General features: G+C 62.4%; 20 protein-coding genes and 3 pseudogenes. 15 read left to right on the top strand and 8 right to left on the bottom strand.

The window, feature by feature from the left end; all coding sequences use genetic code 11:
- Window positions 1-757: 757 nt before the first annotated feature.
- Together C9990_RS33160 and C9990_RS33155 are read right to left on the bottom strand one after the other, a co-directional pair.
- Entirely contained in the window at window positions 758-1,513 is a 756-nt protein-coding gene (locus C9990_RS33160) for a methyl-accepting chemotaxis protein (protein ID WP_371920707.1), read from the bottom strand.
- 102 nt (window positions 1,514-1,615) lie between these two features.
- A pseudogene (locus C9990_RS33155) lies at window positions 1,616-1,762 on the bottom strand (HAMP domain-containing protein); the annotation flags it as partial.
- 1,384 nt (window positions 1,763-3,146) lie between these two features.
- On the opposite strand from C9990_RS33155, the gene C9990_RS20825 reads away from it, so the two are divergent.
- The 6 genes and pseudogenes from C9990_RS20825 to C9990_RS20805 all read left to right on the top strand — a co-directional run bounded on the left by C9990_RS20825 (window position 3,147) and on the right by C9990_RS20805 (window position 8,862).
- Window positions 3,147-4,466: a Na+/H+ antiporter family protein gene (locus C9990_RS20825; protein ID WP_162946149.1), complete on the top strand. Its 1,320-nt coding sequence runs from the start codon at window positions 3,147-3,149 to the stop codon at window positions 4,464-4,466.
- Window positions 4,467-4,556: 90 nt separating this feature from the next.
- Window positions 4,557-5,378 (top strand): annotated as a pseudogene (locus C9990_RS33150) (cache domain-containing protein); the annotation flags it as partial.
- Between the two features lie 36 nt (window positions 5,379-5,414).
- Entirely contained in the window at window positions 5,415-6,236 is an 822-nt protein-coding gene (locus tag C9990_RS33145) for a methyl-accepting chemotaxis protein (protein WP_371920706.1), read from the top strand.
- 102 nt (window positions 6,237-6,338) lie between these two features.
- Window positions 6,339-7,007 (top strand): RraA family protein, encoded by a 669-nt coding sequence (locus C9990_RS20815; protein WP_106804513.1) that lies wholly within the window; start codon window positions 6,339-6,341, stop codon window positions 7,005-7,007.
- Entirely contained in the window at window positions 7,004-7,663 is a 660-nt protein-coding gene (locus C9990_RS20810) for an RraA family protein (RefSeq protein ID WP_106804512.1), read from the top strand. Before C9990_RS20815 ends, C9990_RS20810 begins: the two co-directional genes overlap by 4 nt.
- Complete coding sequence (locus tag C9990_RS20805; protein WP_106804511.1) at window positions 7,660-8,862, top strand: pyridoxal phosphate-dependent aminotransferase; 1,203 nt, start codon at window positions 7,660-7,662, stop codon at window positions 8,860-8,862. The genes C9990_RS20810 and C9990_RS20805 overlap by 4 nt, the downstream gene beginning before the upstream one ends.
- Here the strand turns inward: C9990_RS20805 and yegQ are convergent.
- Window positions 8,859-10,187, bottom strand: coding sequence for a tRNA 5-hydroxyuridine modification protein YegQ (gene yegQ, locus C9990_RS20800; protein WP_106804510.1), 1,329 nt, complete (start codon window positions 10,185-10,187; stop codon window positions 8,859-8,861). The two genes, C9990_RS20805 and yegQ, sit on opposite strands and share 4 nt — an antisense overlap.
- Window positions 10,188-10,448: 261 nt before the next feature.
- Here yegQ and C9990_RS20795 point away from each other — a divergent pair.
- Window positions 10,449-10,895, top strand: a pseudogene (locus tag C9990_RS20795) (thioredoxin family protein); the annotation flags it as partial.
- Between the two features lie 107 nt (window positions 10,896-11,002).
- Window positions 11,003-12,070 carry an AI-2E family transporter gene (locus C9990_RS20790; RefSeq protein ID WP_065907130.1) on the top strand — a complete coding sequence of 356 codons (1,068 nt, stop codon included), beginning with the start codon at window positions 11,003-11,005 and terminating at the stop codon, window positions 12,068-12,070.
- A 3-nt stretch (window positions 12,071-12,073) separates the two neighbouring features.
- Here C9990_RS20790 and C9990_RS20785 read toward each other — a convergent pair whose 3' ends face one another.
- From C9990_RS20785 to C9990_RS20775, 3 genes are all read right to left on the bottom strand, one after another.
- Window positions 12,074-12,256: a hypothetical protein gene (locus C9990_RS20785; RefSeq protein WP_065907128.1), complete on the bottom strand. Its 183-nt coding sequence runs from the start codon at window positions 12,254-12,256 to the stop codon at window positions 12,074-12,076.
- A gap of 91 nt (window positions 12,257-12,347) precedes the next feature.
- Window positions 12,348-12,542 carry a hypothetical protein gene (locus C9990_RS20780; protein ID WP_065907127.1) on the bottom strand — a complete coding sequence of 65 codons (195 nt, stop codon included), beginning with the start codon at window positions 12,540-12,542 and terminating at the stop codon, window positions 12,348-12,350.
- Between the two features lie 233 nt (window positions 12,543-12,775).
- Window positions 12,776-13,129, bottom strand: coding sequence for a hypothetical protein (locus C9990_RS20775; RefSeq protein ID WP_065907126.1), 354 nt, complete (start codon window positions 13,127-13,129; stop codon window positions 12,776-12,778).
- Window positions 13,130-13,285: 156 nt separating this feature from the next.
- Between C9990_RS20775 and C9990_RS20770 the strand changes: the two genes are divergently transcribed.
- Window positions 13,286-14,104 carry a shikimate 5-dehydrogenase gene (locus C9990_RS20770; protein ID WP_106804508.1) on the top strand — a complete coding sequence of 273 codons (819 nt, stop codon included), beginning with the start codon at window positions 13,286-13,288 and terminating at the stop codon, window positions 14,102-14,104.
- Window positions 14,105-14,634: 530 nt separating this feature from the next.
- On the opposite strand, the gene C9990_RS20765 is transcribed toward C9990_RS20770, so the two are convergent.
- The gene (locus C9990_RS20765) at window positions 14,635-15,282 is read right to left on the bottom strand and encodes a YceH family protein (RefSeq protein WP_106804507.1); all 648 of its coding nucleotides are present in this window, start codon (window positions 15,280-15,282) and stop codon (window positions 14,635-14,637) included.
- 125 nt (window positions 15,283-15,407) lie between these two features.
- On the opposite strand from C9990_RS20765, the gene C9990_RS20760 reads away from it, so the two are divergent.
- Both C9990_RS20760 and C9990_RS20755 read left to right on the top strand, forming a co-directional pair.
- A complete protein-coding gene (locus C9990_RS20760) occupies window positions 15,408-15,917 on the top strand; it encodes a DUF1993 family protein (protein WP_106804506.1) in 510 nt (169 codons plus the stop codon).
- 158 nt (window positions 15,918-16,075) lie between these two features.
- Window positions 16,076-17,230 carry an MFS transporter gene (locus tag C9990_RS20755; protein ID WP_106804505.1) on the top strand — a complete coding sequence of 385 codons (1,155 nt, stop codon included), beginning with the start codon at window positions 16,076-16,078 and terminating at the stop codon, window positions 17,228-17,230.
- A gap of 1 nt (window position 17,231) precedes the next feature.
- Here the strand turns inward: C9990_RS20755 and nhaR are convergent, their stop codons facing one another.
- The gene (nhaR, locus tag C9990_RS20750; protein ID WP_065907114.1) at window positions 17,232-18,143 is read right to left on the bottom strand and encodes a transcriptional activator NhaR; all 912 of its coding nucleotides are present in this window, start codon (window positions 18,141-18,143) and stop codon (window positions 17,232-17,234) included.
- Window positions 18,144-18,277: 134 nt separating this feature from the next.
- Here nhaR and C9990_RS20745 point away from each other — a divergent pair, with 134 nt between their 5' ends.
- From C9990_RS20745 to mnmH, 4 genes are all read left to right on the top strand, one after another.
- On the top strand, window positions 18,278-18,523 hold the full coding sequence (locus C9990_RS20745; RefSeq protein WP_065907113.1) for a hypothetical protein: 246 nt from the start codon (window positions 18,278-18,280) through the stop codon (window positions 18,521-18,523).
- 28 nt (window positions 18,524-18,551) lie between these two features.
- On the top strand, window positions 18,552-19,301 hold the full coding sequence (locus C9990_RS20740; protein WP_065907112.1) for a TerC family protein: 750 nt from the start codon (window positions 18,552-18,554) through the stop codon (window positions 19,299-19,301).
- A gap of 94 nt (window positions 19,302-19,395) precedes the next feature.
- Window positions 19,396-20,430, top strand: coding sequence for a selenide, water dikinase SelD (selD, locus tag C9990_RS20735; RefSeq protein ID WP_106804504.1), 1,035 nt, complete (start codon window positions 19,396-19,398; stop codon window positions 20,428-20,430).
- Window positions 20,430-21,533, top strand: coding sequence for a tRNA 2-selenouridine(34) synthase MnmH (mnmH, locus tag C9990_RS20730; protein WP_106804503.1), 1,104 nt, complete (start codon window positions 20,430-20,432; stop codon window positions 21,531-21,533). Before selD ends, mnmH begins: the two co-directional genes overlap by 1 nt.
- The last annotated feature ends 15 nt before the right edge of the window (window positions 21,534-21,548 follow it).

The following is a 21,548-nucleotide window of genomic DNA, read 5'->3' as shown; positions in this document are numbered from 1 at the left end:
AGGCAAGCCAGCTCCCACATTTTATCTGCGTACACACGGGACCCCAAGCCATACCCGGATCCCCCTGTGGGAGCGGGCTTGCCCGCGAAGGCGGTGTGTCAGTGGATGTATTCGGTGGCTGATCCACCGCTTTCGCAGGCAAGCCAGCTCCCACATTTGATCTGCGTACACACGGGACCCCAAGCCATACCCGGATCCCCCTGTGGGAGCGGGCTTGCCCGCGAAGGCGGTGTGTCAGTGGATGTATTCGGTGGCTGACCCACCGCTTTCGCAGGCAAGCCAGCTCCCACATTTGATCTGCGTACACCCGGGAGCCCAAGCCATACCCGGATCCCCCTGTGGGAGCGGGCTTGCTCGCGAAGGCGGTGTGTCAGTTGATGCATTCGGTGGTTGACCCACCGCTTTCGCAGGCAAGCCAGCTCCCACATTTGATCTGCGTACGCCCGCCGTACCCGAGCCATACCAGGATCCCCTGTGGGAGCGGGCTTGCCCGCGAAGGCGGTGTGTCAGTGGATGCATTCGCTGGCTGATCCACCGCTTTCGCAGGCAAGCCAGCTCCCACATTTGATCTGCATACACCCGTATACCCGAGCCATACCACGATCCCCTGTGGGAGCGGGCTTGCTCGCGAAGGCGGTGTGTCAGTTGATGCATTCGGTGGCTGACCCACCGCTTTCGCAGGCAAGCCAGCTCCCACCTTTGATCTTCATTCACCCGGGACCCCGAGTCATACCCCACAGCGGATCTACTTCAACCTTCAGACCCGGAATTGATCCATCAACCCCTGCTGTTGGTTCGCCAGGCTGTTCAGTGCCTGGCTGACGCGCGCGGATTCATTGGCCTGCTCGGACAGCGATTCGGTCACATCGCGAATCGTCGCCACGTTGCTGTTGATCTCCTCGGCCACCGCGCTTTGCTCTTCGGCGGCGCTGGCGATCTGCAGGTTCATGTCGCTGATCACCGTGACCGCCTCGCCAATCTGGCGCAGGGCGGTAACAGCCTCGCCGACTTGTTCGACGCTGCCCTGGGCCTGGCGATAGCTGTTGCCCATGGCGCCGACCACATCGGTGGTGCCGCTCTGCAATTGCTCGATGACCAGGCGGGTTTCTTCCACCGATTCCTGGGTGCGGCGTGCGAGGTTGCGCACTTCATCGGCGACCACGGCAAATCCGCGGCCGGCCTCACCGGCGCGGGCGGCTTCGATGGCGGCGTTGAGCGCCAGCAGGTTGGTCTGCTCGGCAATACCGCGAATCACTTCCAGCACCGAGCCGATTTTCTCGCTGTTGGCGGCCAGGCCTTCGACCTGGGTCATGGCGGTGCTCATGTCTGCCGCCAGGTGCCCGATATTGGTGGTGGTGCGGTCGATCACCGTCAGGCCTTCGCGGGTGGCCTGGTCGGCATCGCGTGCGGCCTGCGCCGCCTGGGCAGCGCTGCGGGCGACGTCCTGGGCGGTGGCGCTCATCTCATGGGAGGCAGTGGCCACTTGGTCGACCTGGCGGTATTGCTGCTCCATGCCGGCGCTGGTTTCGGTGGCGATTGCGGCGGACTGGTCGGCCGTGCCACGTGCATCCTGCACCGAGCGTTTGACCTCGGCGATGATCGGCTGCAGCTTGTCGAGAAAGCGGTTGAACCAGCCCGCCAGTTGGCCCAGTTCATCTTTCTTGTCGTAGGCCAGGCGCCGGGTCAGGTCGCCTTCGCCACTGGCGATGTCTTCGAGCATGTGCGCCACGCCGAGGATCGGGCGGGTCACGCTGCGGGCCATCAGCCACACCAGGATCAGGCCGAGCACGGCGGCGAGCAGTCCCAGGCTCAGTTCCAGCAAGGTGCCCCGGGTGTTGTCGGCGTCCATCTGGGCTTTCAGCGCTTCGGCAGGGCCGACCAGGACTTTTTCCGGTACATCCAGCAACACACCCCACGGCTTGCCGTCGGGAATCGGTGCAAACGGTGCCAGCACCTTTAGTTGGTGGTCGGTACGCAGGCTGCGGATCTGCGTGCTGCTGGCCAGGGCGCTGATCAGTTGCGCACCGCTGGTGCTGTCGACCTGGTCCAGGCGCTGGCTGAGTTTGCTGGCGTCCGCGCTGTAGCCGGCGAGCAGGCCGGTCGGGCTGAGGATGCTGACTTGGGTCTGGCCGTCGTAGAGCTTCTGGCTGGCGCGTTGGCTGATGGCCTGCAGGCTATTGAGGTTGATGTCCACCGACAACGAGGCGATGACTTTGCCGTTGACCATCAAGGGGAACACGATGCTGGTCATCAGCACGTTCTGCCCGTCGATCACATAGAAGTAGGGCTCGATCACGCACGGCTTGAGGGTGGTGCGCGGGCAGGTGAACCAGGCGTTGGCCTTTTCACCGCTGGGGCCGACGGAGGTGTCGGACATGTCGCTTTCCGGCAGCGGCATCGAGGTCAGCTTGCCGGGCGTCGGTTGCGACCAATACAGGGCAAAGCGGCCCTTGTCGTTGCTGCCCAGTTCAGCCTGGTTGGCGAACAGCTCGTCCTTGCCGTCCAGCGCATTGGCTTCAAACACCAGCGACAGGCCGAGCAGGTCCGGGTTGGCCTGCAGCGCGGCCTTGACCTGGCGGGTCAGGTCTTCGCGGGTGTCGAAGGCGTCGAGGAAGCGCTTTTCGGCCTGTTCGCGCAAAAACAGTACCTGACGGGAAAAACCATGGCCGTATTGATAGGCGTCCATGAATTGCTGGCGGATGCCCAGCGCCTGCACTTCACCCTGAGCCTCGATGCGCGCCTGGGCGGCCTCATCGAGCATTTGCATGCTGGAGGCTTTGACCTGCTCGGAGCTCTGCGCCATGCGATACAGCGACAGACCCACCAGCAGGGTCACGATCCCCAACAGGCAAAGGCCGGCGAGCAGGGTGATTTTCCATTGAATGGACAGCTGTCTGAGGGACATCGAGGAGCATCCTTAACCTGAAAACACAGAGAGCCTTTGTATCGGCCGCCGTGGAACTTTCTTTATTCAAACGTTCAATTTAAAGCTTAAAGCGGCGTCGTTTTTTGACATGCAGCCCTGCCTGCTGCAAAGTGCGCGCCCTCTAATAAGACCTCCTTCAAGCCTGCACGCTGGCAGCCACCCCTCGGCCGCCCGGGCGCGGGCATGCCTGTTTTTTATGTTTCTGCTTGAGGTAACCATGATTAACGCAGTCATCGCCGCGGTCGGCACCATGCTGGTGCTCAGCTTGTCCCGCGTGCATGTGGTCATCGCCATCATCGTCGGCGCCCTGGTTGGCGGGCTTACCGGTGGCCTGGGTATCGAGGCCACGCTCAAGGCTTTCAATGGCGGCTTGGGCGGCGGCGCGACGGTGGCGTTGTCCTACGCCTTGCTCGGCGCTTTCGCGGTGGCGATTGCCAAATCCGGCCTGGCCCACGCCTTGGCAGACAAGGCCCTGCTGCTGGTCGACCGCCAGGAAGCCACCGGCGGCAGTCACGTCAAATGGCTGTTGATCGGCCTGCTGTGGGTGGTGGCGATTGCCTCGCAGAATATTCTGCCGATCCACATCGCCTTTATCCCGCTGCTGGTGCCGCCGCTGCTCTACGTGTTGACCAAGCTGCAACTGGACCGCCGCCTGATCGCCTGCGTGATGACTTTCGGCCTGATCACCCCGTATATGTTCCTGCCGGTGGGCTTCGGCAATATTTTCCTCAACCAGATCCTGCTGGCCAATGTGGCCAAGAGCGGCGTGGACATCAGCCAGGTCAACGTCACCCACGCCATGGGCTTGCCCGCGCTGGGCATGGTCGTTGGCCTGCTGGTGGCGGTGTTTGTCAGCTACCGCAAGAAGCGGGTGTATGACCTGGAGAAGATCGAGCGGGTCGAGCAGGTCGCGGTGCAGTACAACCCGCTGACCCTGCTGGTGGCTGGCCTGGCGATTGCCGCGGCGTTCATCATCCAGCTGTGGCTGGACTCGATGATCATCGGCGCCCTGGCCGGGTTCCTGATTTTCTCGGTGTCGGGCATCGTGCGCTGGCGCGATACCGACGACCTGTTCACCGAAGGCATGAAGATGATGGCCATGATCGGCTTCATCATGATCGCCTCGTCGGGGTTTGCCGAAGTGCTCAAGGCCACCGGCGACGTGCGTTCGCTGGTGGAAGCCTCGGCGGCGTTCATCGGCCATAGTCGTGGCGTCGGCGCGTTGTTGATGTTGCTGGTGGGGCTGCTGGTGACCATGGGCATCGGCTCGTCGTTTTCCACGGTGCCGATCCTGGCCGCGATCTTCGTACCTCTGTGTGTGCAACTGGGCTTCAGCCCGCTGGCCATCGTGTGCATCGTCGGCACCGCCGGGGCCCTGGGCGATGCCGGTTCGCCTGCCTCGGATTCAACCCTCGGCCCGACCTCCGGGCTGAACATCGACGGCCAGCACCACCATATCTGGGACACCGTGGTGCCGACGTTCCTGCACTACAACATCCCGCTGCTGGCGTTCGGCTGGCTGGCCGCGATGACCCTCTGACACACCGCCGTTCCGTAGGCGCCGGCTCCTACAGATCCCAGGCGCATGGCCGATAACCTCTCAAGTCGCCACTAATAAGAGAGAAAAGCCATGCGTCTGAGTTTGAAGGCCAAAGTCCTGTCCCTCGCCGTTGTGCCGGTGTTGCTGTTTGCCGTGGTGATCAGCCTGACCACCGTGTGGATCCTGCAAGGCCAGGCACGCAACGAAGTGGATGAAACCCGCCAGCGCCTGCTCAACGACGCCAAGGCAACCCTGCAGAGCTACGTCGAAGTGGCCATGACCACCATCAAGCCGCTCTACGACGCGGCGGCTCCCGGCGATACGGCCGCGCGGGCCCAGGTGGTCAAGCTGCTGTCCAACACCAGCTACGGCAAGGACGGCTACTTCTTCGGCTACGACTCCGAGACCATCCGCCTGTTCAAGGGCAACAGCCCCGACGGCGTGGGCAAGAGCTTCAAGGACAACCGCGACCCCAACGGTGTCTACGTCAACCGCGACCTGGTCAAGGTCGGCAAGGACGGCACGCACTACCTGCAATACAGCTCGACCCAGCCCGGCCAGACCGAACTGGTGCCCAAGCTCGGCTACACCGAATACCTGCCGAAGTGGGACATGGTCATCGGTACTTCGGTGAACCTGGACGGCATCGAGGCCCAGGTGGCGGTGGTCGAGGCCAAGGTGAAAACGCGCATGGAAGGCGTATTGCTGAGCATCCTCGGCGTGGCCGTGGTGGTGCTGCTGGTGATCGCTGCCGTCGGCATGTTGCTGGCCAACGCTATCCTGCGCCCGCTGCACTTGATGAAAGCCAACCTCGACGACATCGCCGCCGGTGAGGGCGACCTGACCCGCCGCCTGGCCATCACCAGCCAGGATGAACTGGGCGACCTGGCCGGCGCGTTCAACCGCTTTGTCGACAAGATCCACGGCCTGGTGCGCCAGATCACCGAGATGACCAGCCAACTCACCGGCCTGGTCAGCCAGGTCTCCGACCAGGCCCAACGCTCGGAACAGGCCATGGAGCGCCAGCGTCACGAGACCGATCAGGTCGCCACCGCGATCAATCAGATGTCATCCGCCGCCCAGGAAGTCGCGCGCAGTGCCCAGGGCGCCTCGGTGGCCGCGCAGCAGACCGATGTCGAAGGCCAGGCCGCCAAGCGCGTGGTGGATGGCAGCATTGCGCAGATCCATGCGCTGGTGAGCGACATCCGCAGCAGCGGCGTGTCCCTCGACAGCCTGCAGCAGGACGTGTCGTCGATTGTCAGCGTGCTCGGCGTGATCCGCTCGATCGCCGAACAGACCAACCTGTTGGCGCTCAACGCAGCGATTGAAGCCGCGCGAGCAGGCGAGGCCGGGCGCGGGTTTGCGGTGGTCGCCGACGAAGTGCGTGCACTCGCCAGTCGCACCCAGACCAGCACCCAGGAAATCCAGGGCATGATCGACCGTCTGCAAAAAGGCACCGTGGCTGCCGTCGACGCCATGCGCCGCTCCAGCGATGCGGGTGACGGCACCTCGGCCCAGGCCAATGAAGCCGGGGCGTCGCTGGACACCATGGCCCAGTTGATCGGCACCATCAATTCGATGAACGCGCAGATCGCCAGCGCCGCCGAAGAACAGACCGCCGTGGCCGAGGAGATCAACCGCAGCGTGCATCAGATTGCCGTGGCAGTCGACAGCGTGGCCGATGAAACCCAGCGGGGCGCCCAGACCTCGCGCAGCCTGGCGGATTTGGGCCAGCGCCTGGGGCAACTGGTGGGGCAGTTCCGCATCTGAGCAACCATAGCTTGGGCGTATGTCTGCCTAACGTTAATACGAATATACCCATCACAGCGCCTCAGTGAGACTTGAGCCCCAACCACAACAGGGGCTCATCTCATGTCACCTCCCGACCCGCTTCAGCGCCTGGCTGAACTCGACACCAACACCGTCTCCGACGCCCTCGACTTCCTGCAACTGCCGGGCGCCGTGGTGGGCATCCGCCCGTTGTGGGACTGCCCCAAGTTGGTCGGCCGCGCGAGCACGGTCAAACTGGCACCCAAGACCGACGCCGCGCCCGGCGTGCACCTGATCTCGCCGGTGATCGACGCAATCACCACGGATGATCGCGTGCTGGTGATCGCCGGGGGCCTCGATGGCATCTCGTGCTGGGGTGACATCATCGCCAATGCCGCCGTGACCAAGGGCATTCGCGGCTCGGTGATCGACGGTTTCAGCCGCGATATCGACGGCAGCGCGTCCATCGGCTACCCGGTCTACGGACGTGGGGTGACCATGATCAGCGCGCGCAATCGCGTGGTGCAGGTCGATTCCGGCGTGACCATCCGCGTCGGCGGCGTGGACGTTGCGCAGGATGACTACGTGATCGCCGACCGCTGCGGCAGCGTGTTTATCCCGGCTGCGGTGATCGAGCAGGTGCTGGCGTTGAGCGAGCGCATTGCCGCCCGTGAAGCGGGGATGATTGATGCCGTGCGCAGCGGTCGTTCGGTCGCCGACGTGATGCATGACCGCCAATTTGAAGCCATCCGCGTGGAGCCTGCCCGATGAACGATCAACAGCTTGTCGCCCTGTTCGAAGGGCTCGACACCCCGGGCGTCTCGGATGCCATGGACAAACTGGGCCTCGCCGGCCAATGCCTGGGAATCGCACCGCTGGATAATTACCCCGGCACCGTGGTGGGCCCGGCGTTCACCGTGCAATACGTACCGGCCAGCATGCCGCCGGGTTCGGTGGGCGACTTTATCGAGGACGTGCTGCCGGGGGATGTGGTGGTGATCGCCAACGCCGGTCGGACTGACTGCACTGTGTGGGGCGACATCATGACCCAGTACGCCGGCAGCCGTGGCATCGCGGCGACGGTGATCGATGGCGTGTGCCGCGACGTCAGCAAGGCCTTGGGCGATAGTTACCCGCTGTTTACCCGAGGCCGCTACATGCGCACCGGCAAGGACCGTGTGCAAGTCCTGGCGGTGAACCAGCCGGTGGCTATCAGCGGCGCCCGTGTGTGTGCGCGAGACATCGTGGTGGCCGATGCCAATGGCGTGCTGGTGGTGCCCCGGGCGCGTGCCGAGGAAGTCGCGCGTACCGCCCGCCAGATCGAGGCCGTCGAATCGCAGATCCGGGCGCAGATCGAAGCCGGCAAGACCCTCAGGCAGGCCCGTGAATCCCTGGGCTATCACACCTTGCAGAGGAAGGACGCGTGAATACACTGAACAAGCGCCTGGCCCAGGCCAAGCCTTCCGCCACGTACCGCATCATCGACCGCGTGGCCGCCCGCCGTGCCGAAGGTGCGAAGATCATCTCGCTGTGCGCCGGTGAGCCGGATTTCGACACGCCGGAGCACATTCGCCAGGCCGGTATCGACGCGATCCGCAACGGCCAGACGCGCTACACCCAGGTCGCCGGTGTACGCGCCTTGCGTGAAGCCGTGGCGGATAAATTCCGCCGTGAAAATGGCCTGGACGTGAGCTGGCAGGACACCCTGGTGAGCAACGGCGGCAAGCATGTGATCTACAACGCCCTGGCGGCCACGCTGAACGAAGGCGACGAGGTGATCGTGCCCGCGCCGTATTGGGTCAGTTACCCGGAAATGGTCGAGTTGTGCGGCGGCACGGCGAAGATCGTGGCGTGCAATGCCGAAGACGCTTTCAAGTTGACGCCCGCCGCGCTGGACCAGGCGATCACCCCCAGCACGCGCTGGCTGATCCTCAATTCGCCGTCCAATCCGACCGGCGCGGTGTACAGCCGCGAGGAGCTGCAGGCCCTGGCGCAGGTGGTGTTGCAGCATCCCCATGTGCTGGTGCTGGCGGACGATATCTACGAGCACTTGCTGTTCGACGGGCAAACCTTCCACACCCTGGCGCAAGTGGAACCTCGGTTGGCACCGCGCGTGCTGACCATGAACGGGGTGTCCAAGGCCTACGCCATGACCGGCTGGCGCATCGGTTTCGCCACCGGGCCGCGCTGGTTGCTGGAGGCCATGGAAAAACTCCAGGGCCAGCAGACCTCGGGAGCCAGTGCAATTTCCCAGCAGGCCGCCATCGCGGCATTGAGCGGCCCGCAGGCTTTTATCCAACAGTCGCGGGCGGTGTTCGAGGCGCGTCGGGACTGGGTGGTGGCTTTTCTGAATGCCACACCGGGTTTGGAGTGCCTGAAACCTTCGGGTGCGTTCTACGCCTTCGCGTCCTGCGCCGGCCTGCTCGGTCGTACCACACCTGCCGGCACGCTGCTGCGCACCGATGAAGACGTGGCGCACGCGCTGCTCGACGAAGCCAATGTGGCGGTGGTACACGGCAGTGCGTTCGGCCTGGCACCGTACCTGCGCATTGCCTATGCGCTGGATGAGGATTCCTTGCGCCAGGCGTGCGAAGCGATCCGCCGGTTTTGCCTGGCGACCCGCTAGAGGTCGCGCATCAGCAGGCCAAACTGCAGGTCCATGTCAGCGGGCAGGGGCACATACACCGTGTGCCCATCCCCCGGCGCTACTTCGATGGCTTCGCCCTTGGCGTTGTGCAGGGTGGCCAGGTCAAAGTGAAAGTTGCCGGTGGGCGTCATCAATTCCAGGTGGTTGCCCACGGCAAAGCGATTCTTGACCTTGACCTCGGCCAGTTCGCCGCGCCGCTCGCCGGTCAACTCGCCGACAAACTGCTGGCGCTCCGAGACTGAGCTGCCGTTCTGGTAGTTCTGGTATTCGTCGTGGACATGGCGGCGCAGGAAACCTTCGGTGTAGCCGCGCTGGGCCAGCGACTCCAGGTCGGTCATCAGGCTGCGGTCGAATTCACGGCCGGCCACCGCATCATCAATGGCACGGCGATACACCTGGGTGGTGCGCGCGCAGTAGAAGTGGGATTTGGTCCGGCCTTCGATCTTCAGCGAATGCACGCCCATCCGGGTCAGGCGCGCCACATGCTGCACCGCGCGCAAATCCTTGGCGTTCATGATGTAGGTGCCGTGTTCGTCTTCGAAAGCGGGCATCTGCTCATCCGGACGGTTGGCTTCCTGCAGCAGGAAGACCTGGTCGGTCGGGGTGCCGATCCCCAGCGTCGGTTCGAATGCCTGGACGATATCGCCGGTGGTATTTTCCACGGCCGGCGTGGCCTGGTACTTCCAGCGGCAGGCATTGGTGCAGGTGCCCTGGTTGGCGTCGCGTTTGTTCATGTAGCCCGAGAGCAGGCAGCGCCCGGAATAGGCCATGCACAGGGCACCGTGGACGAACACTTCCAGCTCCATGGCTGGCACCTGCTGGCGGATTTCGTCAATTTCCTCCAGGGAAAGCTCACGCGACAAAATGATCCGGCTGATGCCTTGCTGCTGCCAGAACTCCACGCTGGCCCAATTCACCGTGTTCGCCTGCACCGACAGGTGGATCGGCATCCACGGGTAGTTGCGGCGCACCAGCATGATCAGCCCCGGGTCGGACATGATCAGCGCATCCGGGCGCATGGCGATCACGGGCGCGAGGTCCTTGAGGAAGGTCTTCAGCTTGGCGTTGTGCGGCGCGATATTCACCACCACGTAGAAGCGCTTGCCCAGCGCGTGGGCTTCCTCGATACCCAGGGCCAGGTTGGGGTGATCGAACTCGTTGTTGCGCACCCGCAGGCTGTAGCGCGGCTGGCCGGCATAGACCGCATCGGCGCCGTAGGCGAAGGCGTAGCGCATGTTTTTCAGGCTGCCCGCGGGGGCGAGCAGTTCAGGGGCTGGCAGTGGGAAGGCAATCGCAGGGAGCATGGGCGTGGGTCGCAAAAGGGCGCGAGGGTAGTGCAGGTGGGCCGGCGGTTTATTGATCCAGGTCGTCCTTTGGCGATTTTGTATCGCTGTGTATCGCCAGCTGGGTGTGGACACAGACGTGATACCTCCGGGGCGTTCAATGGCGCTCCCCGTCTCCACAAGGTCATCCCCATGCGATTTATCACGGCCGTGTTTGCCGGCCTGCTGCTGGCTTTTGCGCTGATTTCCAGCCAGGTGGCAGGCAATGAGAGCAACGAGCCCCAGGGCGCTATGCCGTCGCTGGCCGGGGCGGTCGAATGGCTCAACTCACCGCCGCTGACACCCGAGACGCTCAAGGGCAAAGTGGTGCTGGTGGATTTCTGGACCTACGACTGTGTCAACTGCCGCCGGGCGCTGCCGCACGTCAAGGCCTGGGCCCAGCGGTATGCACGGGACGGCCTGGTGGTCATTGGCGTGCACACCCCGGAATATGCCCACGAGCACATCATCACGAATGTCAGGGAGCAGGTGCGCAAGCTGGGCATCACCTACCCGGTCGCGATCGACAATAACTATGCGATCTGGCGCAATTTCGATAATCAGTACTGGCCCGCGCATTACCTGATCGATGCCCAGGGCCAGGTGCGCTACAGCCACTTCGGCGAGGGCCGGTATGACGCGCAGGAGGCCATGATCCAGGCGCTGTTGCGTGAGGCGGCGGGCCATTGAAGATTGCGGTCTATGCTGGTGGGATAAAGGATGGCACTCCCAGGTTTCGCAGTGGACTAAGCAACAGGGCCTACACAGGCCCTCTGCTTTTCTGACATGGACCGGACATGAATCAATCCAACCTGCAATTCAAAACCCTGCTGTTACTGCTGGTCCTGGTGACCATCGCCTTTATCTGGATATTGCTGCCGTTCTACGGCGCAGTGTTCTGGGCGATCATCCTCGGCATCATCTTCGCCCCGATGCAGCGCCGCCTGCAGCAGCGCTTCGGCTGGAACCGCAACCTGACGTCCCTGACCACCTTGGCGGTGTGCCTGGTGATCGCGATTTTGCCGGTGATCATCACCAGTGCCTTGCTGGTGCAAGAGGGCGCCACGCTGTACAAAAACGTCGAGAGCGGCAAGCTCGACGTGGCCGGCTATATCGAGCAGTTCAAGAACTTTTTGCCGCCGTACTTCCAGCACCTGCTCGATCGCTTCGGCATGGGCAACCTTGAAGGGCTGCGGGAGAAGATCGTCAAGAGTGCGATGCAGGGCAGCCAGTTCTTTGCGTCCCAGGCATTCAGCTTTGGCCAGGGCACGTTTGATTTCCTGGTGAGCTTTTTCATCATGCTGTACTTGCTGTTTTTCCTGCTGCGCGACGGCCCTGATCTGGTGCGCAAGGTGCGCACGGCAGTGCCGTTGGCCGAACCGCAGAAGCGCCGCCTGCAGCTCAAGTTCAATCGGGTGGTGCGCGCGACGGTCAAGGGCAACGTGTTGGTGGCCGTGACCCAGGGCGCGCTGGGTGGCCTGATCTTCTGGTTCCTGGACATTCCCAGCGCGTTGCTCTGGGCGGTGCTGATGGCGTTTCTGTCACTGCTGCCGGCAGTTGGTGCCGGGATTGTCTGGGGGCCGGTGGCCGTGTACTTCCTGCTGAGTGGTTCGATCTGGCAGGGCGTGGTGCTGGGCTTGTTTGGCGTATTTGTCATCGGCCTGGTGGACAACGTGCTGCGCCCGATCCTGGTGGGCAAGGACACGCGGATGCCGGACTACCTGATCTTGATCTCGACCCTTGGCGGCCTGTCGGTATTTGGCCTGAACGGCTTTGTGATCGGCCCGCTGGTGGCGGCGCTGTTCATGTCGACCTGGGCGCTGTTTGTCGAAAGCAAGCCGCGGGTCAAGCTGCCCTTGCCTTGAGTTTCAGGCGTGGAGCCTGAAGCTCGACGCCTGTCGCAGTTGCTGTTCGGCGGCGGACAACGAGGTGAGCGGGCCGCTGATGGCCTCGCCATCGCGTACCAGGTACCAGCAGGCGAGCAACCCCAGTTCCCGCAGAGGGGCGGGGACGGCGCTGCCGATAACGGACATGATTTGAACAGTGGGCATAAGAACCTCCAATCGCTATGGAGGTCACCTTACGGTGCCGGGAGCCGTAGGAAAAATCACCTGGCTCGATAGTCGACATCGACGTGAGGCGTCAGTCCACTACCTGATCGAGCATGTTCACCACTTCCTGCTCACTGAGCAGACCCTTGTGCACCAGGTTTTCAGCCAGCAGCGCGAGGAACTTGGCGCTGCGATGGCCCTCCAGGTGCTTGAGCTCGGTGAGGGCGCTATAGACCTTGCTGGACGTGCACAGGCCAGCGGTGCGATGTGGGTTTTGCGTGGGCATGGTCAGCCGTCCTTGTTGTTATTGAGTGGACAGGATCGATAGTGAGAGTGTGTCGTGACACAAACATGACAGCGCGAGGCCCCATCAAGCAAGTAGACATTGGCCTCAATCATGTGCGATTTCACCCGTGTCATTGTCCTCAGAGCGACCTTGGCCGCATAAATTCGGACGTTGCACGCAAAAAAAAGGCCCCGCGTATAAGCGAGGCCTGTTTCAGACAGGACGATTGGGCGTTACCAGCCGCGGCCGTAATAGCCGTGGGGAGGGCCGTAGTAACCACGCGGTGGACCGTAGTAGACCGGTGCGGGGCGGTAGTAGACCTGCTGTTGCACATACACCGGTGGTGGCGGTGCGTAGTAGACGGGCGGTGGGGCGGCGTACACCGGCTGAGGTTGCACATATACCGGTTGCTGCACATAGACTTCGCGGGGTTGGCTGGCAACCACGGAGCCTACGACGGCTGCGCCGACTAACGCACCCAAGACAGCCGGGCCACCCCATCCACCACCGTGGGCGGAGGCTTGGCCGGCCATAGCGAGTGCACCGATAAGCAAGGCGATCTTGGGGATTTTACGAATCATGGTCATTCCTCGGTTAGCCCCTGCGCTTGTGGTCTGCAATCAATAGACTCAAGTAATGTCGCGGGGATACTTTTAAGACAACGTATTTCTGAAAAACAGCACGGCCGCTAGGTAAAGGTTGTGTAAGGTCTGTACCGATTTGCTTACTCAAAGGAGTTTTCCATGCAGATGCACCCCAACAAGGACACCCAACTGTGCATGTCACTGTCGGCGCGTCCCGGGAACTTTGGCCTGCGATTCCATAACCATCTGTACGAACAGCTGGGTCTGAACTTCTACTATAAAGCTTTCAGCAGCCAGGATTTGCCCGGCGCGATAGGTGGTATTCGCGCGTTGGGCATACGTGGTTGCGGGGTTTCCATGCCGTTCAAGGAAGCCGCCATTGCCTTGGTGGACGAACTCGACGATTCGGTTCAAGCCATCGACTCTCTGAACACCATCGTCAACACCGACGGCCATCTCAAGGCCTACAACACTGACTACATCGCCATTGAACAGCTGCTGAAAAAGCATGCGGTACCGAAAGCATCGACCTTCGCCCTGCGCGGCAGCGGCGGTATGGCCAAGGCCGTTGCCAGTGCCTTGCGCGACGGCGGTTATGCCAATGGCGTGATCGTGGCGCGCAACGCTTCAGCAGGCCAGGCATTGGCCCGCAACCTTGGGTACGAATGGCAAGCCGACCTGGGTGACCTGCGCCCCCAGATGCTGATCAACGTGACGCCGATCGGCATGACCGGCGGGGCCGAGGCGGATGCGCTGGCGTTCGCGGCGCAAGCGGTGGATGCCGCGCAAACGCTGTTCGATGTAGTGGCGATCCCCGCCGAAACGCCGCTGATCGTGCGAGGTCGGGCGCAAGGCAAGCAAGTGATCACGGGCTTGGAAGTCATCGCCATTCAGGCGTTGGAGCAGTTTGTGCTGTACACCGGCGTGCGGCCTACTCAGGAGCAGTTTGAGGCGGCCGTAGCCTTCGCCCGAAGCTGAAAGCTGGCGCCGAGCCAAGTGTGGGGTCGGGATTGCTCGCGAATGCGGAGTATCCGTTAAGCATCCATTGACCGACACACCGCCTTCGCGGGCAAGCCCGCTCCCACAGGGGGATCCTGGTATGGCTCGGGTATGGCGGGCGTACACAGATCAAATGTGTGGCTTGCCTGCGAAAGCGGTGCATCAGCCACCAAATGCATCAACTGACACACCGCCTTCGCGAGCAAGCCCGCTCCCACAGGGGGATCCTGGTATGACTCGGGTATGGCGGGTGTATGGAGATCAAATGTGGGAGCTGGCTTGCCTGCGAAAGCGGTGGGTCAGTTGCCGAATGCATCAACTGACACACCGCCTTCGCGAGCAAGCCCGCTCCCACAGGGGGATCCGGGTATGACTCGGATTCCCGGGTGTATGGAGATCAAATGTGGGAGCTGGCTTGCCTGCGAAAGCGGTGCATCAGCCACCGAATGCATCAACTGACACACCGCCACCTTCGCGAGCAATCCCGCGTATTCACATTCTAGATGGGTTCAGCCCTGTTCGAGCTGGGCCAGACGCTCTTCCAGTGCTGCAATTCGTGCTTCCAGCTCTTCTATTCGCTCTACAGAAACCCCCGTACTGCGCTCCACCGGATTCCCGCGGGCCGCGATGATCGCTTCAATATCCGCAGGATCTCCCAGCGCATGGGTATAGCGGTCTTCCCGCTGCCCTGCCTGACGTGGCACCAATACCGCCAGCCCGCGCGCAATCAGGCGTTCGAGCTGATGCACGACCTGCTCGGCATCTTCAAAGTCATGCATGCGCCCGCTGCGCGTCAGCAGTTCGTTGACCGTCTGCGGCCCGCGCAAAAACAACAGCCCGGTGAGGATCACCTGGGCCGGCACCAGTTCCAGCGCCTTGTCCACGCGATGCTCCCAGCGATCGGCGCGGCTGCCCATCACCAGGCGGGTGAAGCCCTGACCTTCGAGCACCCGCAGGCTCTGGCCGACCTGGCCCTGGCTGAGGTTCATCACCGGCTCGCGGCTGGTCTTCTGGTTGCAGGCCAGCACCAGGGCATTGAGGGTCAGGGGGTAGGTTTCCGGGTTGGTCGCCTGTTTTTCGATCAGGCAGCCCAGGACGCGGATTTCCGTGCTGTTCAGGCGCGGCTCAGGGGTGTCGGTGTCGTGCTCGGCGGTCATCGCGCTTTCCCTATGCAGTGAGCGCTCTAGCCTAATCCTGAAAAAATAAAAGACAAGCCGCGCGCGCGGCTGGCGTGTCTATAATCGCCGCTGGTTCAAACCGTGCCATTACCCATGAGACTGCCATGACTATTTCCCTGTACGCCGCTTCCGCCCCGGTCTTCAAGCAAATGCTCACCGCCCTGAGCGATGTGCTGAACAAAGCCGAAGCCCACGCCACCGCCAAGAACATCGAGCCCAACGCCTTGCTGCAGGCACGTCTGTTCCCGGACATGTTCCAGCTGGTGCGCCAGGTGCAGATCGCCGTCGACTTCGCCAAGGGCGTTTCCGCGCGCCTGGCCGAGATCGAAGTGCCTAAATACGAAGATTCCGAAGTGACCTTCGCCGACCTGCAGGCGCTGATCGCCAAGGTCCTGGCTTTTGTCGACAGCATCAAGCCCGAGCAAATCGACGGCAAGGAAGGCATCGAAATCATCACCCGTCCAGGCACGCCGAAAGAGAAGCGCTTCAGCGGCCAGTCCTACCTGCTGACCTACGGCCTGCCGCAGTTCTTCTTCCACGTCACCACCGCCTACGCCTTGCTGCGTCACAACGGTGTGGAAGTGGGCAAGCGCGACTACATGGGCGCGTTCTAAGTCGTAACGCCGCAAAGCCCGGTCGATGCCTGCAGGCGTCGCCGGGCTTTTTCATGGGCTACACCGACACACTCTGTTAAGATTCAGCATCCTTTTTTCATCCTATCTGCCAGCGAACCTTCGGGTTGTCGTTGGTGTTGCTGTTTCTGGAGTTTTTGATGCTGTTTCCCATCCTGCTGCTGTCGGCCGCCGGCTTTACCGTGCTGACCACAGAATTCGTCATCGTCGGCCTGCTGCCATCCATCGCCCGGGACCTGAATGTCAGCGTGTCCCAGGCCGGGCTGCTGGTGACCCTGTTCGCGTTTACCGTGGCGGCATTCGGCCCGTTCCTGACCGCCTACTTCGCGCGTTTCCCACGCAAGCGCCTGTTTATCAGCATCCTGATCCTGTTCGGCATCGCCAACACCGTGGCCGCGCTGGCGCCGAACATCTGGGTGATGGCATTGGCGCGCTTGATCCCGGCCTTGGGCCTGCCGGTGTTCTGGGCGCTGGCCAGTGAAACGGCGGTGGACATCGTCGGCCCCGAATACGCCGGGCGCGCCATCGAGAAAATCGGCTTTGGCATCGTCTGCGCCACGGTGTTCGGCATTCCGGTGGGTACGCTGATTTCGGATATGTTCGGCTGGCGCACCGCCTTTGCCATCCTTGCCGTGGTCGCGCTGGCCAAGGCCGTGCTGCTGTTTATCTACCTGCCGGTGACGCAGCCAAAGAACGACCAGGTGACGTTGCGCTCGCAGTTCAAGATCCTGCGCAACCCGCTGATGCAGGGCCATATCCTGCTGTCGATCCTGGTGTTCAGTGGCATGTTCACCGCCTACACCTACCTGGCCGACATCCTTGAGCGCCTGGCCGGCTTCGACGGCACCCTGGTGGGTTGGTGCCTGATGGGCTTTGGCGCGGTCGGGTTGCTCGGCAACTCACTGGGCGGGCGTGCGGTGGATCGGCACCCACTGATTGCCTCCATGGTGTTCTGCGGCTTCATGATCGCGGGCATGGTTGCGCTGGTGCCGGCAATTCACTCCACCGTTGGCCTGGCCGCGGCGATGGCCGTGTGGGGTGTGACCCAGGCTGCGATGTTCCTGGTCAGCCACGTGCGGCTGATGAAGGCCGCGCCCCATGCGCCGGCGTTTGCGGCGTCGCTGAATATCGCCGGGGCCAATCTCGGGATCGGCCTGGGGGCGATGGTCGGCGGGCACGTGATCGACACTCTTGGCCTGGGCAGCCTGGGCTTCGCGGCTTCCGGCTTTATCCTGGTGTCGATCCTGCTGGCGTTGTGGCTGATGACCGCCAAGCCGGCAGCGACCTGCAGCTGACTCAGGTGGGCGCGGGCAGGGCGGTAAACAGCTCGCGCCGCGCCCCTTCAGTGATAGCCACGATGCCGGGGTGCTTGACCTTGCGCTCCACCGAGATCGCATAGAAGGACTCGGTGACCGCGTCGGTCTGGCCCATCAACACCACGCCGTACTGGCGCACCACCTCATCGGCGATCACGCTGGGCGCGATGAAGATCCCGCTGCCGGATTGGCCAAAGGCCTGCATCAAGGCGCTGTCATCGAACTCGCCGATGATCTTCGGCTGAATCTGCTGTTCGGCAAACCAGCGTTGCAAACGGCTGCGCACCACGGTTTCCGCACCCGGAATCAACAGCGGTGCACCGTGCAGGCACTGTGGGAAATCTCCCGCATACCGGTCAGCCAACGCCCGGGTGGCGAAAAAGCTGATGCCACATTCCCCCAGTCTCTGGCTGTAGCCTTTAATGTCCAGGTGCGTAGGCATAGGGCTGTCGGAGATCACCAGGTCCAAGCGCTGGATCGCCAGATCGGCCAGTAACCGTTCGAGTTTGTCTTCACGGCAGGTGATGCGGATTGGCTCGCTCAATTCCATGGTCGGCGCAATCAAGCGATAGACGATGGACTTGGGCACCACATCCGCCACCCCGACCCGGAACAGGATCTGCTGCTCATTCGGTTGCGCGCGCAGCATCGCCTCCAATTCATTGCCGGTCTGGAACATCTGTTCGGCATAGGGCAGGGCGCGGCGCCCGGCTTCGGTCAGCTCCAGCTGGCGGCCGACCCGCTGAAACAGCGCGATGCCGAAGGTCTGTTCGAGCAGGCTGATCTGCCCGCTGATGGTCTGGGGGGTGAGGTTCAGTTGCTCGCAAGCGCGCACGATGCTGCCGGTCTTGGCCACGACCCAGAAATAATGCAATTGACGATAATTGAGCATGCTGTGCGTCACTTCGTAAAAATCGAAGTATACGCGAGAAAAATACGAATTTTCCTGAACTGTTTGCCTGCATAGAATGCCTCGCTATCGAGGGGCCAGTATTTGGTCCCAATGGTTCTAACGAGGAATACATCATGAAACTCAATTCCCTGGGCGCGGCGTCGGTGCTTGCGCTTTCATTGGTGATGATCAGTGGTTGCGATCAAGTCGAAAAAAGCGCGCAGCAAGTGATCGGCAAAGCCACCGAGTCGGCCAAGCAGGCCATTGATGACACGCACAAGGCCGCCGAGCAGGCATTGAGTGAAGCAACCCAAGGCTTGATCAGTCCTGAAAAGCAGGAAGACGAGCAAGAAGAATCGAACAGTAACAAAGAAGCCTAATTTCCCAGCACAACGTCAGGACTGACCTATGGACTACCTTTTACAACTGGCCGCCAGCCCCACCGCCTGGGTCGCCCTGGCGACCTTGATCGTGATGGAAATCGTGCTGGGCATCGATAACCTGATCTTCATCTCGATCCTCACCAACAAATTGCCGGAAAAGCATCGTGCCAAGGCGCGTCGCATCGGCATCAGCATGGCGTTGGTGTTGCGCCTGGGCCTGTTGAGTACCATCGCGTTTATCGTGCAGCTGACCACGCCGGTGTTCGAAGTCCTCGGCCAGGCATTTTCGTGGAAGGACATGATCCTGATCGCCGGTGGTCTGTTCCTGGTGTGGAAGGCCACCACCGAGATCCACCACAGCATGGACCCTGAGCCGGAAGAAAAGGAAACCACCGGTAATGTCGTGTCCATCGGTTTTGCCGCGGCGATCGGCCAGATCCTGATGCTCGACCTGGTGTTCTCCATCGACAGCATCATTACGGCCGTGGGCATGACCGAGCACCTGCCGATCATGATCATTGCCGTGGTGACCTCGGTGATCGTGATGCTGGTGGCGGCCGAGCCGCTGGCCAAGTTCATCAACGACAACCCGACCGTGGTGATGCTGGCCCTGGGCTTCCTGATCATGATCGGCATGACCCTGATCGCCGAAGGCTTCGGTGCCCATGTGCCTAAAGGCTATGTGTATGCAGCCATGGCGTTCTCGGCCGTGATCGAGTGCCTGAACATCGCCCGACGCAACCGCCACAAGCGTTTGCTCGCTGCCCGCCAGTAATCGCTGAAACAAACCGGCCGGCTGTGCTCACCAGAGCCCAGCCGGCCTTTTGCTGTCTGCTAGAATCCGCCCACTTGATAGATTGAGGTCCACCATGAACGAGCCGATTCGCCTTACCCAGTACAGCCACGGCGCCGGGTGTGGCTGCAAGATTTCGCCGCAGGTGCTGGAAGTGATCCTCGCCGGCAGCGGCGCGCAGAACCTCGACCCCAACCTGTGGGTGGGCAACGCCTCCCGCGACGACGCGGCGGTGTATGCCATCGACGACGAGCGTGGCGTAGTGTCCACCACCGACTTTTTCATGCCGATTGTCGATGACCCCTTCGACTTCGGCCGGATCGCCGCGACCAACGCGATCAGCGACATCTACGCCATGGGCGGCGATCCGTTGATGGCTATCGCGATTCTTGGCTGGCCAGTGAATGTGCTGGCGCCGGAGATCGCCCGCGAAGTGATCCGTGGCGGTCGCTCGGTGTGCGACGAAGCCGGGATTCCGCTGGCGGGTGGACACTCCATCGACGCACCTGAGCCGATCTTCGGCCTGGCCGTGACCGGCCTCGTGCAAAAACGCCACATGAAGCGCAACGACACCGCCACCGTCGGCTGCCGCCTGTACCTGACCAAGCCGCTGGGCATCGGCATCCTCACCACTGCCGAAAAGAAGGGCAAGTTGCGCGAGGCGGATATCGGCCTGGCTCGTGACTGGATGTGCACGCTGAACAAGCCGGGCAGCCGCTTCGGCAAGTTGGCGGGAGTGACCGCCATGACCGATGTCACCGGTTTCGGCCTGTTGGGCCACTTGGTGGAAATGGCTGACGGCAGCGGCGTAACAGCGCGCATCGAATACGCCAAAGTCCCACGCCTGCCGGGGATCGAGGACTACCTGGACCAGGGCTGCATGCCCGGCGGCACCTTGCGTAACTTCGACAGCTACTCAAGCAAGATCGGACGCTTGCAGGAGTTGCACAAGCGCGTGCTGTGCGACCCGCAGACCAGCGGCGGCCTGCTGATCGCGGTAACCCCGGAAGGTGACGCGCAATTCCACACCGTGGCCGCCGAACTCGGCCTGAGCCTTGAGCCGATCGGTACACTGGTTGAGCGACAGACCCACGCGGTAGAGGTGTTTTGATGGCAACTGACATCACCGACTACCGCGACATCTTCCTCAACGACCGGCCGATGATGGACACCCGCGCGCCGGTTGAATTCGTCAAGGGTGCCTTTCCCGGCGTGATCAACCTGCCGCTGATGACCGATGACGAGCGCCAGCGCGTCGGCACCTGCTACAAGCAGCAGGGCCAGCAAGCCGCCATCGTGCTGGGGCATGAGCTGGTATCGGGCGCGATCAAGGCCGAGCGTATCGAGCACTGGGCGCGGTTTGCCCAGGCCAATCCTGACGGCTACCTGTATTGCTTTCGTGGCGGGCTGCGCTCGCAGATCGTGCAGCAATGGCTGAAAACCGACGCTGGCATCGATTACCCGCGCGTCGGCGGTGGCTACAAAGCCATGCGCACCTTTCTGCTGGAGACCCTTGACCAGGCGGCGGCCCAGTGTGATTTCGTGTTGCTCGGCGGCATGACCGGCACCGGCAAGACCGAAGTCCTCGGCCAATTGCGCAATGCACTGGACCTGGAAGGCCACGCCAACCACCGGGGTTCCAGCTTCGGCAAGCGGGCCACGGCGCAACCGTCCAACATCGACTTCGAAAACCGCCTGGCAGTGGACCTGCTGAAAAAACGCGCGGCGGGCATCGAGCAATTTGTCGTCGAGGACGAAAGCCGCATGATCGGCAGTTGCGCGCTGCCATTACCGTTGCACAAGGGCATGCAGACCTTTGCAATGGTGTGGCTGGAGGACAGCGTCGAAGGCCGCGTCGAGCGGATCCTGCGCGATTATGTCGTCGACCTGTGCGCGGAATTTATCGCGGTGTTTGGCGAGCAGGGCCAGGCATTGTTTGCCGAGCGCCTGACGCAGAGCCTGGCCAATATCCACAAGCGCCTGGGCGGTGAGCGTTCCCAGCGTTTGCAGGTGATCATGCAAGAGGCGCTGGCGGAACAGGCACGCAGTGGCGCCGTGGAGTTGCACAGGGTGTGGATCGAGTGTTTGCTGCGCGAGTATTACGACCCGATGTACGCCTTCCAGCGCGAAAGCAAAGGCGCGCGGATCGAGTTTGCGGGGGAGCAGGGCGCGGTGCTGGAGTATCTGCGCGATCGGGTTGCCAGGCGCGCATAAAGGGCGGGTAGAAGC

Origin of the sequence: Pseudomonas sp. S5D5, assembly GCF_003013355.1 — a bacterium.
In the GTDB taxonomy this organism is placed as follows: Bacteria; Pseudomonadota; Gammaproteobacteria; order Pseudomonadales; family Pseudomonadaceae; genus Aquipseudomonas; species Aquipseudomonas aylmerensis.
The sequence above is the reverse complement of the archived record's forward strand: the minus strand, read 5'-3'. Positions and strand labels throughout refer to the sequence as shown.